Source organism: Maribacter polysaccharolyticus (assembly GCF_028882255.1).
In the GTDB taxonomy this organism is placed as follows: Bacteria; Bacteroidota; Bacteroidia; order Flavobacteriales; family Flavobacteriaceae; genus Maribacter_A; species Maribacter_A polysaccharolyticus.
On the sequence record NZ_JARBUY010000002.1, the window covers coordinates 871513 to 891183 of the forward strand.

The following is a 19671-nucleotide window of genomic DNA, read 5'->3' on the forward strand; positions in this document are numbered from 1 at the left end:
ATATAAGAAGTTTATGTGCATTAAATCTATTAAAATAAGTAAAGTTTCTTAATAAAACACAATTTTAACTGCACTAGAAACTAAGACAATGAATATGAAACAAAAAACATAACATCTTTTAGATTTAGTGTTCCAAGAGTTTTTGGAATTTTGATCTTCATTCCAGATTGTTTGGTGATACCTTGACTTGAATTAACCTTACTTAAGACATCATTTCCATCAAGGTTATAAGTAAAGTTCTCTATAGCACCGATCGATTGCACATTGGCAAAATATGGAAAATGGGTATTTTGTAATTTGAGCTCAATATCGGTTGTATGACTAACCTGATTGAGTAAATGCCATTCACTATGAAAATCATGTCTTAAACTTAGTGTTCTTATTGTTTTAGTACCATTGAGTTTTCCAAGTTCGGTCTTCAATGTACTTTCGACAGATGTTTTAAGAACGCCATCAAATTCAGCTTCGTAACTAATGTGAAAAATGACATCCGATATCGAATTGTAATCGAACGAACGAACGGTATTGGGTAGAGATAATGACCAACTACTGATCGCTCCAGCGCCTTCGAATGGCAGGTATTTACTTCCATTGAAATTAAGATCGAACTGACCACCATCATTCTGCGCAGTACTGGTGGCAATGGTATCGCAGCCTTTAAATGAAAAATCTATAAGAGCCGTATCCTTTTCTTGTCTGATCTTATTGACTCCTAAGGTCAACGTAGCACCAATGTTCACATAGGGTCCGGAAATGCATGGAATACTGATTCTAACCGATTTGATGCGTCTTCTATAAAAACCTGGATACGTCACATCAAAAGCTGCTTCAGGAATGGCAAAATCCCTGAATTCACCATTGAACTTGAGTTCCAATAACTTTTCAGGTGCGATCTGTTTCAAACTGAAGTGCTGTGTGATCTGTTTGTTGACCTTGTCTGAATCTATGAATCCTTTCTCAAGTTGATGCAATTGAAGCATCAATTTCTCACCTGACAACAATCCGACTTTTTCCGAATTCCAATTGTTCATTTCGATCAATCCTGGATGTGCAAGAGCAATTCCACGTTGAAAATTATAAGCACGCTGGGCATCTGTAGCCATTTCATAGGCAAGATTGTATGCCATTTTGTACAGTTTCTGAAGTTGACCCACTTGAAAGGTGTAATGATTAAGATTTGAGAACTTTGTGGTGTAGAATTCATGAAGCTCTTGGTATTGCGCTATGTTCTTTTCATGCATTTCGATATCGTATTCGGCCAGAGCAACCGCCAATTCAGCGTTGCTTATCTGCTCATCCATACCGACCATCGCTTGTTCTTCAAGTTCCAATTGGTGACGCCATTGTTGGTCTCTTCTTTGATGGCCACCTTCCATTCCTGCAAGTACGGCAATGTTATCGGCAATCTTCGCGGTAGCAGCAAGAGCGTTTGCAAAGCGGTTTGCGCTGTCCCCTAGTTCGAGCCCACCATATTTCATGGCAAAAGGACTTCCGAGTTGTGGAACAAGCCTCAACCCTCCAGAAAGGAATTGGAGAACTCCTTCACCTATTCGTATACTTCCAGCGGTCCATTTGGCAATTTGTTCTGTTCTCTCCCATGGTATCAATCCTTCTTCAATCAATTGATCGAAATGATCGATCTTCAATTGCAAGCCTTTTTTACTTTCTTCAAGAATCTTAAGACTCGTTTTTGCCTGATCTAGATTTTTACGTTTTATGCTCGTCGTGAGCGTGAGGATGTTTTGCTCATGTCTGGATCTCAGCAGTGTTAATTCTTCGCTGTCTTTTTTTTCGATAGCTGCAAAGAGTTGTCCACCAAAACTCTGGACCGTACCGCAGAATTCTTTCGCTTTAGCAATCAGATACTCAAATCTATAATATGGCAGACCACTATTTAAAGCCCCTAGTATATCATCAAAGGACATTCCACCACCGATCATTCGAGCAAGAAGCGCAGGGTCTATCGGAGGTGCAAAAGCTGGCATAACTCGTCTATTCCCATTAATGTCCATACAATTATTGAGTTTGTAGATTCTGTCGTTTACCCGGTCCCAATAAGCGAGGAACATATCATTTTTTGGAAAGCAGAAAATCAGATCGGATTTTATATTGATATACCTTACAGGTCTATGTGGTCTACCATAGACTTTGTCCAACACCTGTTTATCGCGATGAAGATTTCCAATATTATACGATTTTCTGGCATTAAACACTACCACATTCTTGTATTTGGACACATCCTTATTGCTGAAGCTGGATTCCTTATGATCATAGTATGCTTTTTTATCTGATTTTCTACCCACGTAGTTATAGGTTTTCATATTGGCCCTGGCTTCCAACCTCTCGGCAAACTTGTTGACATAGGTTTCTTCCTCCATTTTGGAATAAGCGGAGCCGCTTGCTTTAAGAGGTACCTTGGTAAACATATTATAGATAAACTCTCCTGTCGCCTCATTCAGATGGAAGTTGATGTCCTCATACTTCAGTTCATCAGACTCTGAACAACTGCCAACACTTTGAGGCTTATCTCCCAAAATGTTTTTGACCATTGCATAGAGATTTCGGGCTTCGCTTGTGCTTTCGGGAGTGTATTGTTCAAATAGATAATCTGCCCAATCCATTAAATTGTCCAAATATTTCATGACCACATTCTTTTGATAGGCTGAAATTCTCATTCTAGCAATGGCATGTGGATTTCCTGGATTGCGCCTATATTGCTCAATGGCATTTTCATTACTATAGATGTCTTCTAATTTTTTAATGCCCAGTTCTCTAAACGCAGCGAAATTCCAATTTACATCTGCAGGAAATGCCAATCGTTCAAATTCGTCTTTGGTGTTCGTAGGGTCATAGACGAATCGATACCAAATATCTGCTTCTCTGAACTTACCAGCGGCATTCAAGTGATCTGCAATTCTCATGGGAATATGAAAGAAGATCTCATAGAAATAATTGCCAAAGCTTTCGTTATAATCGATCTGTGTTTTTACATGATTCTGATTTTTATGATGTAAAAGCTCGTTCACCGATATGGAAATGTTTTGCCATAACGATTGTAATCCCTCTGGATTAAGTGGTATTCTTGGTAGACTACCAATGGCGAGTTCCGAAATGAAATCTCTTTGGTTTTGAATACTTGTACTTGAAAGCAGAATACTGTTTCTATGCCCTACATGGAAGGATTTGAAATTATCAAAATAGGTGTTGTATTCTCTGTTTAACATATATTCTACTGATAAGTTTTGTTCGCGCTTGCTTTTTAATATTTGGTGGGTGATATCCACCGTACTTTTCTGTGTTTTTAAGGCTGAAATTGGGATATAATCTATCTGATGGTCCAGGTAGAAGCTGCCATTGGCTACCTCGTTTAAATTTTTGAAGAAGTATTTATCGTTCCCACTCGAACTTTGAGGTATTATGCGATACTTCAGGTTCGGAACATCGAATTTTACAGTGAAGTTCAATATATCATCTCCGAGAGTAAAACCAACGGTCTGATCAGGAATGGTAAAGGTTGTTGGTGGCGCTTCCTGCGATGTGGAACTTGGATATAAAACGATTCTGTCGAACCGATTAAATGGGAATGTAAAATCATGCTCACCATCAAACCACCAATCTCTAACTATTTTTATGGTAATATCCTCTTCAAAAGCATCGTAGATGGCTCTGGTGTATTTGTATCTTGGAGCAAGTGCCTCTTCTTTATCGGTCCATATATGATAGAGTGATAATTCGTTAGAATCACCTCGAACGATTTTTGGATATGGTTTGCGATATACTGTTTTTTCAAAAGATTTTAGGACGTTTTCCCTTAGTTCTTTAGCTAAATCTGTAAGATCCATAGTACTTGGTGTGCTACCAGATATAAAATCTTGCTTATTATGATCTTGTAAAGCTGGATCTTGAATTTGACTATCTGCGGCATCATCACTGAATTTTCTTAAAAAAGGATCAAATTTGCTTGATTTTCTAAAACCGAGATCAATCTTCTGTGGCTCACTCCATTTACCATCGATCTTCTGGTAGGTGTAGTTGGCAAAAATATCGTATATATGTGCCAATAATTTTTGATCCTGACCGTCAATGATATTAATATCTCTTCTTTGGTAAGAGGTCCAAAATACATATAGCTTACTATTTAGGCGTACAGCAGAGACATCTTCTGCAGGTATAGCGACATTCATTTTTTCCCAATTAGACCAGATCTTAGCACCATCCGAAAGTATTTCCACATGACGATAGTAGTATTCGTTCGGCTGCGTGCTTGTTCTTCCAAATAGGTAAATTCTATTGATGCCGTTCCAATAGTCTCTGTACGCACCTACGATTTTGAGCTCGGCAAGCTTCATCACTTGATGGATATATTTCTTGTAGGCGCTCTCTACAACCTCCAGGTCCAATTTTTGTTGCAGTAGTTCATCTTCCAATTCTTTGAATTCAGACGTCTTATTATCTCTGATCTCCGGTTCGATATAGTTTTCTGGGAACAGGAAAATTTTTCTGTTGGCCTCCCAAACCCTATAATTCTTGCGCCATTCCCATTCTTCTTTCTCATCTAGATCCAGTATGATGAAATACTTTTCATCTCTAGACACTTCCAGTCCAAGCAGGCATCTGTTTATATAGGTCTGAAGGGAGTTGGTGGCGATCACGACCTTAGGGAGCATAAAACAATCGCCCATCGAAATATCTAATAGAAAGTAGTTATATAAATCTGTGATGTCTTTAAAGCCATAATTTTTTGTTCTAATAGGTTTGTTATAAATGATAAAGGCAACTAAGGCATCTCTCAGCTTACTATTTAACTTGCTTTCCAGTTCTTGATTTCCTTCTTTAAAGGTGTCGTTATTAGTGTATGTAGAGCGGATGGCATTCAACAGTAATTGTTCTTGCTCTTTTAAATTATCTAGTGAATTATTTGTTTTTAATCGCTCTACCAAAGCGAAATTTAAGTTCAATTTCTTTGCCCAATCGACTCTTTCAAGAGCCGCATTTATTTGCATGACAGAACTCGTTGTGCCAAATATATCAGGGACATCGGCATTAGTCACACCTTTCCATTTTACAATTGATTTAATAAAATCATCTCCATCGAGTGTTCCCCGTTCAATATTTTTTAATACTGTCCAAATATCAAAATTATATAAGTCGGCAGTTTCAGAAATCCAATTGCTAAGGATTGAAAATCCTTTAATCCACGACTTGTCGTTCCAAGCTGAGAAGCCAAGTTTCGGGTAAAGCAGGGTATTGGATTCTTCACCAAGTTTAATTAATGCCTCATTAGATATTTTAGAAACCGTTATGATGAGGTTTAATCGCTCTAACGAGAGTTTTATATTAGATAAATCAATTATCGTCTGGTCCGGAATAGTGGTCTGCGATAAACTGTTGAACAAAGTATTAAGGGCACTATCCGATTTTTCAATAAAACCCCTTAAATAAGAAAGGACGGACTTATCCATAGAAAGCCAACTGTTGTATAGCACAGCAAACTTATCGCCTGATTGAAACTCATCACTCGCCAGCAAGGCTTTAGTCTCTGCAGATGCTAAAAATGTTTGACTGTCGGTATTTACGGTCTGTTCAACAAGTGATTCATCAAATAGATAGATGAGATCATCAGCCGTATATCCAAATTTAGCATAGGATTTCAAGAAGGTGTCAAACGCTAGAATTTGTTCGATTGAACTATTAAACGGAGTGAACGAACCGTCACCCCAAATAACTATTAATCGCATGAAATCATTCATCGATTCTAGACTTGTCCATTTAAATATTTCCAAGTACTGGTATAACGTATTAAGTGTTGGTCGGTCAAATTTTACATATTTTTTACCATCGCCAGGATCAAATCCTACAACGCTTTCGAGCATCTGTAAACATGTACCAATCTCGGTACTTAGTATACTGTAAATGCCTTGGAGGCGCAGGTTTAACTCTATAGCCTCATCCGTTTGGTTTTCTATAAGTTCTTTAATTTCTATTTGCTGATCAGTAATCCAAGTTGATGGCAAAATATTCGGCCATGAAAAATTGGCATTCGAATCTTCGGATATTCCATTGAGGATTGCAGCTGTGGTTTGAATATCTAATTTTAAGGCGTCTTTAAGCCTTAAGAAATCCGCAAACTTTAGAATGGTGTCTTTTTTTAAAGAATTGTGTTTGAGATCATATACTTTGGCGATGGTGTTAAAATCATCGAGTGATAATCCGGTAGCTTTCCAAAACCTGTATAGACGATGAAGCGTGCCCTGCCATTTTGGTAGCGTTGATTTGAACTGCATGGTAAATTTCTGAATATCGGAAGGATCGGATTTCCTATCAATAGATAGTTTATTTTCCCAAAACGGTAGCGTCACCAATTTTTCTGTATCTTCTGGGGATAAGCCACTTTTTTTTCTGAATTCCAGGACATCGATATCAACCTTGGCCGTGTGGGTTTGTTTAATGATCACATTATACTGTTCTTTCGAAAGGTTCAATTTCTCAAGGGCAATGATGAGCCTTTCATTAGCGCTAGGATTGGGATATAGATACTCCAAAACCTCAAGTCTGGAGAGCTCAAAATGCCTTAGCCAATGTCTTACTTTTTCCAATGGATGATTATAAGGTAGGCTGAACTCGATATCTGAAACCTCTTCAGCCAACCTGTCCTCGACAGATTTGGAAGCACCAAGTTGCGCATGAATAAAATCTGAAAGGACTTCGACAATACAGTCGATGTAGGGAACAGATTTATTGGTATTGTCGCAAGTCAGTGGTAGTTTCCATAAATCAGGACGTCTGTTTTTAAGATGAATTGAATGTGTATCTGGCAAAGTATCTTCTGTTGCTCCCTCTTTTTTCATCACCCTTTTCTCTACAAACTGCATGAGATCGACAAAGTAGGCGGCTGGACTAAGAACCGATTTACAATGTTCGCAGTCACAGAAATCTTGGGTGCCAAAAAGATCAGCAATACTATCGAGGTCTTTTAATCCATGTATCTCTTTTACAGCTTCCCAAGCTATTTTGCCTGGCCCAAATATCATATGACTTAGATCTGCATAACTGTAAATGGTATTTTTTAACGTAGGATCCACAATGTCCATATAGGCAAAAAGTCCATTCATGGCGGTTTCATGCTGAGCTTGGGCTCTTGCTTTTACCTGCATCGCGGTTTCTGGGTCTATTCCAGTTTCCTTCATCAATCCAGTGTAACTCATGTCAAGTGCCTTGCTGATGGTAATTCCCTTACTGTATAGCAATAAGGATAGGTCGCTATCTCGTCCTAGTTGAAGTGCTTGTTGGGCTGTTGTCAGTTCCTTGACCAACTTCGGTGTTACTTTACCGCTATAAACGATCTTCTCATTCAACTGCCCTGTCTTGGCCGAAATGATAGGGTCAGAAAGAAGGTCGTACGAACTGTTTTTGCTATAGAAGGTCTTTAATTCCTTGCTCGGTTTTTTGATGAGTTTGGCATCTATATTTGCGGCTTTGGGATTTACGAACAATCGATTCATGAAAAAAGTAGACGGATGCTTTCTTTCGGCATCCTTGAGAATGTCCAATGCCATTTCTTTGGCTTCCTTCCCTTTTTCTTGTGTATTGGGATCCTTGGCAATCAGATCGCCTAGGCTATCCTGATCAAACTTGACCAGATCCTGAATTTTCGTGACGCCCGATTTTCCTAGCAAACTTACAATGGCGGTATTGTCTCCAGTTACTTCAAGCAGTCCGATGGAGCCTAACAATACTTCTTTTTGTGTATCTGTAATGGATTTGTCTCCTTGCCATTTTCTAATCAGGCTTTTCTTTGCATCTATGGATCCGGCTGTAAAAGTGGTTAATATATCGCTCTTGACCTTACCGAGTCCAGGGATCGCTTTAAGTCTTGTAGCATCTATTTTTATTTGAGGGTCAATGACTTCCTTGACCTTTCTTTTCGAAGTTGTTTTTTGCTTTGCCATGATTTGAATGTTTTATTTAATTCCTTTTTGGGGATTGGTGTTGTGGTTATATCTTTCATGTTGATTGTTTCACATTTCTTTTTACATTAATCTGCGTTTGATTGCCAGCCGTGAACTCTGGACCATTCTTCCATCAAGAATTCTTCAGTTACAGGACCAACTTGCGCTTCAGAATAAGCTTCGAATGTTGAGAAGTCTGCTGGATTAGTACTTGTTGCCGTGGTAGTAGCATCCGCCGCATATAAACCTGTAGCGAGAATTCCTGCCCCTTGACCAACCGCTGGTGTCTGCAATGCCGTTGAGACCAAATTGACGGATGGAGTTGTTAATCGTGGTGTTGTTACTCCCCCTGCTCTTAAAACTTCAGCGGCATAAGTGGCACAATCGGTCGAACAAGCAGTATATGCACCTGCGGATCCTCTTGATACTTGACTTGTGACGGTTGCCGCCGCGGCCTCCGCTCTTGCTGCTGAAACAGGAACAGTAGCGACACTGTACCCTCTGCCAAGAGTCGTTGTCTGGACTATGGCTTCGCCACCTTCTCCTATTACTAAGTGTGACCATTGTGTTCCTGCACCTGTATTTACCCCTACCATATTATGCCCAACTTGTATTTCTACTCCTGCAACCCGTATTGGGTTTGTGCTAGAACTTAATGCGACACTTACTGAAGGAACATCATCAGCCAATCCAATTATATCATCGGCATTTCCAGCAACAGACATCCCGCCTGAACTACCTCTTAATAACAAACTTGTTCCTCCTGATGCAAGAATTCCAACTCCAGCATCTGCTAGATTAGCTGTATTGCGTTCCACTCCAGCCAATTGTAGTCCTTCCGATAGCATAGTGTCCGTACTATCACCGGTCCATAATTGACGAAGACCTGACTGAACAGTATCAACACCATGAACAACAGCGACAGCTCCTACTGCGGTAGTTACTGGTTCTGGGGCGACCACTCCCGCGGCACCTGCGACAACTTCTAAGCCTCCTCCTACCGTTTTTAACCCACCTACAACTCTAGGTGTTAATAAGGCGGAAGCCATTGATGTATTTGCTTCAATTACTCTTTCCGCCCCTTCAGGAGTTGATAATTGTCTCTCAAGGTATCTTTCGTAACCTGTAGTTTGTGTGCCACTAGAATCTATATTATTTATAGGGCTAGAAAGTGTATATTGATAAAGATTCAACCCATCTCCAATGCCAATAGGATCACTACTTAACCATCTGCCTAACCAGGGGATATAATAGCGAGCCCTATGATAGGAGAGTCCGGTTTCATTGTCGCGTTCCATACCCGTAAAACGATAGCGCTTGGCCACGGCTTTAATGGCCGCATTCTTAGCCTCAAAGGCCGTGGTTCCAAAAGGATGGTACTCTTCATAACTGATTACTTCGCCAACTGCATCTAATTCTAATGAAGCAGAACCCAAATGATTTCCTAATTGGTAACGCACCACCTGTTTTAAGGTGCCGTCATTAACATTGTTTCTAGATTCAATCATTACAAATCGGTGATTGCCATCGAGCAAACTCATGCTACGTCTTTCCAATCCTGTATGCGTACCACTATGCTTTTTATAGAGTTCGTGACCAGCAATGTAAATACGTTCATCTTTTTTTGTAGGTGCCGTACCAGACGATGCCGCGTTTTCTGTTATTTTTCGTACTCTTTGCCCGTTGGCATCATATTGATAATAGGTTGTTTCGGCAGTATCATTTCCTGCCGTTACTTTTTGCCTGATTGATTTTACAACTGCTTCACTACAGTTATAGCTAATAACATCTAAATGCGGCATCTCCGTAATAAACCCATGAGAGGTATGATATGAATAATAATAATTTTGACTACCAACCGTTGTTCGTTTTAAACGATTGTTAGTTGTTTCATAATCGTAGATGCGTTTCCAATTATTTCCGGTTGCCTTATGATCCATTTGCAAAATGTTACCCACACAATCAAAGACGAACGATTGGTTGTAATTTCTTAGGGCCATTGGATCTCCCGCACTTAGCATATGCTTATAAGCTGCATCATTCCAATTATCGTTATTCCCCAAGGATAGTGCGGAATCATTTTCGCGGCCTTCTGCACTGTTTATCCTGTATAGGGCATCATATGTATAGTGGGATATAGCACTTATCTTGTTGTTATCGAAAAAGCTGGTCGGTATGTTCTTATCTTCGATATGAGTGATGTTGCCTATAGGATCAGCTGTATAATAAAGGTCCTGTAATGGGTCGTTATTTAATCGCTTGCTTTCTAAACGAACTATCCTATGGGTCAGCGGGTCGTATAAATATTTAGTGAACACACCATTTCCATAAATAATCTTGGTACGCTGTCCTTTGGCATTGTATTCTATGCCCTTCACATATTCTGTAGTTACTGCAGGATCTAAATGAACCACATGTTCTCTGATTAATTTTCCGGTTCGGTCGTAATCTGGAGTAATAATGCTTCCATCAGGGGTAATTTGTTGGGTTATACGACCTAAAGCATCATGTTTTGACCTGAAGGTGAAATCATCAGATTCTAATTCATTACTTAAATTGGCATTTGTCCAATTGGCAAGTTCCTTGTATTTCTCATAAAGTTTTCGGGTAGAGAATATCGGCATTCCCTTAAAATCGAATTCAGGACTTAATACTACACCAGCTGTGTCATAATGTGCAACGACTTTTCCCAGGATGTTTTTAACTTGGTGTGAACTTTCATTACTTCTGTTGGCAAGCATTGATTCATCACCATAGATCAAACGATCGATTATATGATTTAATGGATTGGCTCCATCACCTCCCGTAACAGTGTTAAGTGTTGGACGATGTAATGTATCATACTCAGTTTCAAAAACATGGTCTCTTTGGTCCCAGGAATGAATTGTGAGTCCGAGTACATCATTGAATTTCCAGTGTACACCGGCATCCATACTGCTCTGTGAAAGGCGATGGCCTAACATGTTATAATTATAGGACATGACCACATTACCACGCGCATCGATTACCGACCTGGCGTTTCCTTCAACATCCAAATCAATGAATGTGCTATAGAGACGCTCTTTTCCACTGCCATCCCTGCCATTGTTGGCAAGGCTTAAAACACCGCGGCCCAAGGAGTCGAATACAGTTATATTCGGTGTATTGGCATGGCCTTCACTCGCAATGGCAGCCTCCTTTTCCTTTGTCACGTCCTTGCCTTGTGCCGATAACTCGGTTACACGAGCTGGATTTGTACGAAGATCATACCAGTCGCTGTTCAATATATTATCGTTTTTGTCGAATACTCTCTGATTCCAAGAATTAAAATCGACAGAAATATAAGTGCCATTAGGCATGTCTATCTTGATGATTCTTCCTAAAGGGTCATAATGATTAAAAGGACTCACACCAATCTCAACCAATTGTGAGTCATTTTCGAAAAGAAAATTGGCACTGAAATAGGGCTCGTATTTTTTGACGGGTTTTCCTTTATTATTCAAGATCGTTCGCCCATTACCAATCCATCTTAATTCGTTTCCTGTGTTTTTTTCCTTGCGTATTCCATCTTCAATGTAGAAGGCTTTTCCTCCTTGGGCCTGCGATTTATTCATGACCACATTGCCAAGGCCGTCGACATAAGTGAAATTGAACTGGAGTAAGCTGTTATTGTTATCTGCAAAATGTTCTTCTCTATTGATTGTAATAATACTAATTGGAATGCCATCGGATTGAAATGTCCTAAAATCGAAGAGGAACCGAGATGTGGATTCTCCTATTAAGGTGTTACCAATGTTCGTTAGAGAGGTTGTATCCGTGCTGGAAAGATTTGAAGAACCATATAACTGTGTAATAAGGTCTCTTTCGGATTGCTCAGTATATTCTAGGATCCCATTCACGGAATCCTTAGGAGAATTTATATTTACAGATGTACGAGTGGCATCGGCATATACACCGTTTCCTTCAATCGCAGCAGCTTTTACCAAGCCCAATTCATCTAGCACCACGGATGAAGGATTACCATTTATATCAATCAATCTGGTTGGACTCATGGTGCGAAAGTTAAAAGTATCGACCCTAGTCTTGTTTTTTAACCCATCCAATGTGTCGCGGATGAATATATAGTATCCATCGTTATTCCTAATGGTTCCTGTAAGGGATTCATTATCATATATTATCTCAGTAACGGTGCCGAGAGCATCTTTGAAAGCTAGAGGTGAATAAAATCGTTCTTTTACTTTTGAAGATGCTTCACTGACTTTATTCTTGTATGAAGTTTGCCCGGAACGTATCCAATAAGCACCATCCATTTTGAGGTATTTCCCCTTAGATTCTATGAAATCTTCAACTTTTTCAGTATCGACCATGAGATCACTTCCATCAGGTTTTTGATAGATCTCATCCAGCATACCAGATGTAAAAGCCAGTTGATATGTCTCGTATTGCAGCCCAAGTTTGTCGAAGAATCCATATGCCAGTGGCGCAAATGAATCACTTAAATATCGAACCTTAATGTGTTCGATAAGCCTTTTCTTCTTCCCGGAACCAGGATTTACTTGGTATTCTATTTCGACTGCAGTACCTAGATCCGATATGAGCTCATCCAATGTAAAGATGCTGGTGTTAGGTGCCGATCCCGTTAACTCGAAAGTCTTGGTCTCAAAAGCGCGGCGTAACTTATAGGTTTGAGGCAAATCGATATCCTTGAATTCAGTGCTAGCTGGTTTGTATTTGGCAAAAGTCCTGTTGGTGACTATTAAGTGATTCTTGATCTGTTCATCCTTTGTCTTCGCCAGATTTGCTCCAAATGCGTTTTGCATTTGTGCTTTTTTCGTGTTATCACTGTTGAGAACCTCCAATTCAAAATCCGTAATATTCGACGTCAGCACATTGAAATAATTATTGGCTTCCGAGGTTTTTCTGCCATACACCACCGACACGGATTCTTCAATATTACCTAGATCATCAATTCTGGTATTTAGGACATGCCCTATTCTTGGGTCAGCAATGTTTCTCTCATAGTGTATTGTAATGGCCTCACTTTCAGTCACGAGAAACACGCCATGTTCATTAGTTTGTCTAGGCTGTAAAAGTTGGATATTGCAATTATGAGTTGCCACCGTATATGGCTTCAATTGTAATTGCAATTCAGCATCTGTTGGATTTTCAGAAGCATCCAAAGCAAATACTTCTTGTCTAAGAACCATTCCTTTACAGGCACGGATGGCTTCACGGTATTCATTTCCAGGAAGCTGCATTACCTCAGCCGACAGACGGGCATCTGCAAGTTCTGGTTCTGTGACACTTATTGGATTTGAAGGAAAACGTCGATTGTATTCCTCAAACCAATACTCTTCTTTAAATTGAGTAAGTATTCGTTCTCTGTCCTGATAGGCCCCAACATGATACCAGGTCTTGGTCAGAACGGGTTTTTGGTACAATGCTTCGTCTTTTTCCAATAAATTGGTAGCATTGTTTCGTGACCATTCACGATAATGTTCCGAATCGGTTTGATCGACCCTGCCAAAACCTCTAAACTCTCGTTCAGCATGATCATAATATCCATGATGATAACTGTAAGAACTTGAAAACCGAACGTCTGTTATTTTTTCTTCTACAATGGTCTTACTGACCACCTGTACCGGAAAAGGTAGTTTAGTGATCCATGGCGTTCCTGCTAATTTGTCTTTGAGGTAGAAGTGCGTGGAGCTTTTATATTGAACTGTGGTTTCTTTGCCAAAATTATTTTTGTAGTGCGTTAAAACGTGAGGTTTTTTGCTGTCCATTAGGTCAATAAATCGCATGGGACTTTGGGTGTGATCCGGCAAGTCTGAAGACCAAATCAGACATGAAGTTCCTGTTCCCAATAAATCTGCTACCGAAAGGCGGCTGTTGCTGTCAATAGGGAAAAAGGGGTCTATCCTATGAGCATCACTCCAGGCATTCCCGCTTAGATTAAGATATGCCTTAAAATCATTTTTGCCGAGATAGACAATGTCAGTGGCACCGGTTCCACTTACATCAGCAAGATGAAGATATTTCGGATTAAAGGCATCAGGATGATCGAAATTTGGTGCATTGTTCATGGTTATTTTAGCGCTGAAATTTCCGTATCCTTTGTTTGCCCAATAACAAATCTCATGATTTCGTATTCTCACAATATCCGTCAACCCGTCACCTGACATGTCCGCAAGAAAAATGGATTGCTCCTGATCGGCAAAGACTATTGCGGGCCCTTTTTCCTCATCGAAGGACTTCTTTGAGGACTCCGCTGGCAGGTGTCCTTTTTTACCATTGGATGCATACCATATAAAGGCATTTTCTTCTGTAACTACTATCTCTGGTTGACCATCACCATTTAAATCTATTAATCGAGCGTGTGGTTCTTGTAAATTGATATTAGGAACTTGTTTAAACGATTGAAATGGTTTCCAGTCATTGTCCTCATTCAACTCGAAAAAACCTTGTATCCCTGAACTTTTTATAACTACTTGTTTCTCTCCGTTTGCTTCTAGATCCTGAAGGCTCAGTATTCCATTGGACAAACCTGAGAACGAAGGTTTCGATATGACCTTATTAGCTCTAGTAAATTCTAATTCGCCATTTTCATCAGAAACCCCTAAATTGCTTTTGTAATACCATGCGTTCCCTTCCTCTTTCAGAATACCCGAAATACCCTCTCCGTAAAGATCTACCAACTGATAATTATTGGTCAATCCTAGAGGGGCATTCATAATATTGTCTTCACTAATGGTCTTAATGGTATTGTTCCAATTGAGCTTCTCATACCTAAACTCCATTGGTGGTAGTGACTTTTTGGAATAGGTTCCATTCGGTTTACGTACATATCCACTTTGCGTGATGGAAGTAAGATAGGTCACTTCGGTCTGCCCAGTATCATTAATTGAAGAAGGGCCATAATTCATGTCTAGGGAACGTACTAAATAGTTTTCACCAAAGTCTTCTTCTTCCGTAGTTCCAGAAAATTGCTTTTCATCTTTAAAATGATGGAACATTAAAATACGCTTACACAAACGATTGGTCCTTATCTCAAAACCAGACCTAAAGGAAGAAAATGCGTCTTGGCGATAAGGCCATTGTACTGATTCAGTAGGAGTAGGTCCTAATGGATCATGCTCGCCAAAATCCAGTACCAATTCAAAGAAATTCTCTTGGTCTATTGGTGGTTGTGGATCATAAGGTTTGGCAGGGTCGGCGTAATAAGCCTTTCGATTACCATATTTCACCTTTTTTAAATACGAATTGGTAAATGAGGCAATTCCATTTAACCGATTTTTTTCATGCAAAATATTTGGCACATTAGCCAGGTCCTCTCTTTTATATACGTATTGTATCCAATTCCCTTTATCATCGTAACTAAACTCTGGCAACCATTTAAAAATTTGTGTAGTATCATCTGGGTTCGAGATTCTTGTATGGATGCTTCTACCAAAAATGGTAGCAATATTGTCTCGAGTAGTTACTTTCCAATATATACCATGATCCTTGTGGAAAATTCTTTCGATTCGAGCGAATCCTCCTTCAACCCTAGGTCGATAACGTTTAATGACATAACCATTGACCGTCTTTTCGGAATGCGTATAATTACCGGAATTATCTTTATTTAAATAGGGTACTAGATCTTCAGTCCCAGTGAACATGAAAATGTCCTCTTCAGAACCACCTTCATATCTAGGTAATTTTTTATCTGTTTTTCTTTGAATTGAAGATACGTTTAGGGACCAACCTAAACCAAAATGACTGTTGCCACTTCCAGAATTATAACTAAGAGAGAGAGAAGGTGAGAATCCATTTCTTCCTGGCGTGAGAGGTAAAGGTATGTTAAGACCACTTGTTCCATTAGATGGGTTTACCTTGAATTTCTCGTCAATACCCTTAAGTGCGCCACCACCTTTTGGAAGTGAAATTGATGGAATTTCGATGGCGTTTGATTCTGACTTTTCTTCTTTTGTTAGAGACGCAATACTTTGTGTGTATCTTTCATCTGAAACATTTCCAGTATTTTTAATTTCATTCTTCATTAAATCTTTTTTAAATTAAATCGATTTCATGATCTGCTGTTAAGCCGGACACACTTTTATAGGCAGCTGAAAGACTCAAAGTATTTACAATAGCAGTAAAGTTTGCAGATGGATTGGAAAAAGCTGATGGAAAAGCCTTAAATTCCTAGCTAAAATTCTTTTCTGCACTATCAATATTACCTCCAATAATGAATATAGGCTGGTCTATTATTCGATTTAGATTTGCACATCTTACCATAAGTAACAAAATCAAAATCTCAATGATATTTTTGAACTTAAATACTAAATACGAGGTACTAAGTTTTTATTTTATAATATTATTATCCAACATGAAATAGGGGATAAATGTCATGAAGATAGATTGTTTTTTATTCAATTACTTAAAAGAAATCTATGAAAAAGATTACTGTATATAAAGTATAAATGTATGATATGTAAGGTTTTACGTATAAACGGTTGCTTTTGTAAAAGCTTTGTGTCTTAGTTTGTCATTTCTGTTTTCAATTAAACCACCGTTTTATTGAACTTTTGAAAGATTCAAAATCACCCCAATAATAAAGTTTAATTCAGCGTGTAAATTAATTAGTTTAATTCTTTACCTTTATTTAAACTTTTGACTATGGTTTTCGGATACGCAAGGGTAAGTACAACAGAACAAAATCTAGATTTACAATTGGATGCCTTTTTAAAGGAGGGAATTCAAGAAAAGAACATCTATACCGATAAGGTTTCCAGTACAAAAGAAGAGCGAAAGAATTTGAGCAAGCTTTTGGATTTTGTTCGGGAAGGTGACACCATCGTAGTTTGGAAACTGGACCGCTTGGCCAGAAGCCTTATCCATTTCACTAATTTTATAAACCAATTAAATGAGAAGGGTGTTAAGTTTAAAAGTATTACCGAACCCTTTCTGGACACTACCGATACATCTTCCCATTCCAAGTTCATCGTGAACATGTTCGCTGCCCTTGCCCAACTGGAAAGGGATATTATAATCGAACGTACAAAGGCAGGTCTTGAATCTGCAAAAAGAAGGGGTAAAATACTGGGGGCACCCAAAGGAATCAGTATAAAAAACCAACAAAAAGCAGTACTTTGTGAACAGTATTTCAATGATGGAGTACTAACAGTTTCAGAGATATGCGGACAGCTTGGAATCTCAAGGGCCACCTACTATAAATATTTGAGGTATAGAGGACTTGACGGAAAGTTAAGACCCTACAAGAGTAAATAGCCACTATCGCTTTTGCATTATTTATTCTAATAATTTATTATGTCTCTGTTATAAATTTGAAAGAAGTTTCACTTCCCCACCGCTACCCAAACTGAATAGTGATTTTAATGCTCATTTAGTGAGATGTTAAATAAATACTCTTATTTTAGTGGACTGAAACGTAAGTTCGATTTGATCATTGAAAAATGAATGACAGCAAGTCAATTAAATAATTCAAAAATGAACCGAATAAAAGAGGTTTTAGAAGAAAAGGGAATTAAACAAAAGTGGTTGTCTGAACAACTAGGAAAGAGCTACAATATGGTAAACTCTTATGCTCAAAACAGACGACAACCAAGTTTGGAGGACTTATACAAGATTGCGGAAATCTTGAATGTGGAAGCCAAGGAATTACTAACGGACAGAAAAGAATTATAAGATATATGGACGGAGCAAGTCTAACACCAGAACAGGAAAAACTAAACGCTTTAAAACAAGTGTTACCTGAGGTATTTGCCGAAGGCAAAGTTGATTGGGAAAAACTAAAAGCTACGTTTGGAGAAGATATTAACTTCTCTAATGAACGCTACGTGCTGAATTGGGCCGGAAAAAGTGAAGCCTTTAAAGTATTGCAAGCACCAACTACCAAAACACTTGTACCTGCCAAAGACGAAAGCGTAAACTTTGACGAAACCGAACATATTTTTATTGAGGGCGAAAACTTGGAAGTATTAAAAGTGCTTCAAAAAAGCTACTTCGGTAAAGTGAAAATGATTTATATAGACCCACCTTACAACACCGGAAACGACTCGTTTATTTATCCTGACAAATTCTCCGAAACCAAAGAAGAATACGAAAAAAGAGTTGGAGATAAGGACGAAGACGGCTATATGACCAAAGACGGAATTTTCAAGAAGAATAGCAAAGAAAACGGACAATACCACAGCAATTGGCTCAATATGATGATGCCTCGTTTGTATTTAGCTAAGAATTTGCTAAAGCAAGATGGGGTCATTTTCGTATCTATTGACGACAATGAAGTACATAACCTTCGGCTTTTGATGAATGAGATTTTTGGTGAGGAGAATTTTGTTTCTTCTTTAGTATGGGATGGTGGTAGGAAGAATGATTCGAAGAAAATAAGTGTTGGACACGAGTATATATTAATCTATACTAAAAGTGCAGAAGTCGATAGTGAAGATGAAACGATATGGCGTGAGCGTAAGGATGGCATAGATAAAATATACAAAGTATATGACAAACTAATTGAAAAATATGGAGAAGATTTTGAAGAAGTAAATAAAGAGCTTCAGTCTTGGTTTAATTCTCTTAAAGAGACTGATTCCGCGAAGAAACACAAACATTATCGTTATGCAGACAACCAAGGAGTTTACTTTGCTAGTGATTTATCAGGTCCTGATGATGGGAGAAAAAATAGACCAAGATATGAGGTCATTCACCCTATCACCAAAAAGCCTGTCACAATTCCTTCTCGCGGATGGAGATGGGAAGAAACAAGGATGAAACGTGAAATAGAACTTAATAGGGTTCATTTTGGTAAAGATGAGAATACGGTGCCTAACGGAAAAGTGTACTTGAAAGAGAATGAATTACAAGCATTTAGTAGTGTATTCTATAAAGACCGAAGAGCAGCAAGTGGTTTGTTAAAGACTCTAATGGGGGAAAAGGTTTTCGATTTTCCTAAAGACTTTAATGTAATCAAATCGTTAATAAACTTAGTTGTACGAGACAACGATATAATTCTGGATTTTTTTGGTGGTTCAGGTTCAACTGCCGAAGCACTTTTAGAATACTCTTTTGACCAAAAATTCCAATGCAACTATATTGTGGTGCAACTACCTGAATCTATTGAAGAGGACTCAAGAGCCTTTAAAGCAGGTTACAAAACCATAGCCGATATTGCCAAAGAACGCATTAGACGTGCAAGTAAAAAGATAGAGCGAGAACTAAAATACCAGATTGATGATTTAACAGCTATAATCAAGAAATTGGAAAGCGAACTACCTACAGAAGAAACAAAAGCTGAAATTGAAAGTCTGAAAACCAAAATTGAAGAATTAAATAATCAAGATTTAGGCTTCAAGGTCTTGAAACTCTCTGATAGCAACTTTAAACAATGGCAACAAATTACAGGCAAAGACAAACAGGCGTTAGAAGAGCAAATGAAACTCTTTGTTGACCCAGTTGCCAAAAACGCCACTACCGAAAATATGGTGTACGAACTCTTGCTAAAAAGTGGTAAAGATTTAAACAGCACCATTGAAGCAAAAGACGGTTTTTATGCAATCAATGAAACGGAACTCATTTTGATTTTGGAAAAAGCCAATCAAGAAATCATTGATTTAGTTATTGCGAGCAAACCACAAAAGGTTATCGCCTTAGACAAGCTGTTTAAAGGTAATGACCAACTAAAAACCAATGCTTCTTTACAAATGAAAGATGCAGGTATAGAATTTAAAACGATATAGCT

The 19671-nt window shown here is 38.6% G+C and carries 5 protein-coding genes; 3 read left to right on the plus strand and 2 right to left on the minus strand.

Features of this window, described 5'->3' with window-relative positions; genetic code table 11:
* Window positions 1-80: 80 nt before the first annotated feature.
* Both PHU20_RS09680 and PHU20_RS09685 read right to left on the minus strand, forming a co-directional pair.
* Window positions 81-7949, minus strand: coding sequence for a Tc toxin subunit A-related protein (locus PHU20_RS09680; RefSeq protein WP_274825153.1), 7869 nt, complete (start codon window positions 7947-7949; stop codon window positions 81-83).
* Between the two features lie 86 nt (window positions 7950-8035).
* The gene (locus tag PHU20_RS09685) at window positions 8036-15970 is read right to left on the minus strand and encodes a SpvB/TcaC N-terminal domain-containing protein (protein ID WP_274825154.1); all 7935 of its coding nucleotides are present in this window, start codon (window positions 15968-15970) and stop codon (window positions 8036-8038) included.
* Window positions 15971-16589: 619 nt separating this feature from the next.
* On the opposite strand from PHU20_RS09685, the gene PHU20_RS09690 reads away from it, so the two are divergent.
* The 3 genes from PHU20_RS09690 (at window position 16590) to PHU20_RS09700 (ending at window position 19669) form a co-directional block, all read left to right on the plus strand.
* Window positions 16590-17201: a recombinase family protein gene (locus PHU20_RS09690; protein WP_274825155.1), complete on the plus strand. Its 612-nt coding sequence runs from the start codon at window positions 16590-16592 to the stop codon at window positions 17199-17201.
* 219 nt (window positions 17202-17420) lie between these two features.
* Window positions 17421-17618 carry a helix-turn-helix domain-containing protein gene (locus PHU20_RS09695; RefSeq protein WP_274825156.1) on the plus strand — a complete coding sequence of 66 codons (198 nt, stop codon included), beginning with the start codon at window positions 17421-17423 and terminating at the stop codon, window positions 17616-17618.
* Between the two features lie 5 nt (window positions 17619-17623).
* Entirely contained in the window at window positions 17624-19669 is a 2046-nt protein-coding gene (locus PHU20_RS09700; RefSeq protein WP_274825157.1) for a site-specific DNA-methyltransferase, read from the plus strand.
* Window positions 19670-19671: the final 2 nt, after the last annotated feature.

Excerpts from the sequence above, each read along its gene's own strand:
- PHU20_RS09695 (WP_274825156.1), top strand. The coding sequence starts at position 17,421 with ATGAACCGAATAAAAGAGGTTTTAGAAGAAAAGGGAATTAAACAAAAG.
- PHU20_RS09680 (WP_274825153.1), bottom strand. The coding sequence starts at position 7,949 with ATGGCAAAGCAAAAAACAACTTCGAAAAGAAAGGTCAAGGAAGTCATT.
- PHU20_RS09690 (WP_274825155.1), top strand. The coding sequence starts at position 16,590 with ATGGTTTTCGGATACGCAAGGGTAAGTACAACAGAACAAAATCTAGAT.
- PHU20_RS09700 (WP_274825157.1), top strand. The coding sequence starts at position 17,624 with ATGGACGGAGCAAGTCTAACACCAGAACAGGAAAAACTAAACGCTTTA.
- PHU20_RS09685 (WP_274825154.1), bottom strand. The coding sequence starts at position 15,970 with ATGAAGAATGAAATTAAAAATACTGGAAATGTTTCAGATGAAAGATAC.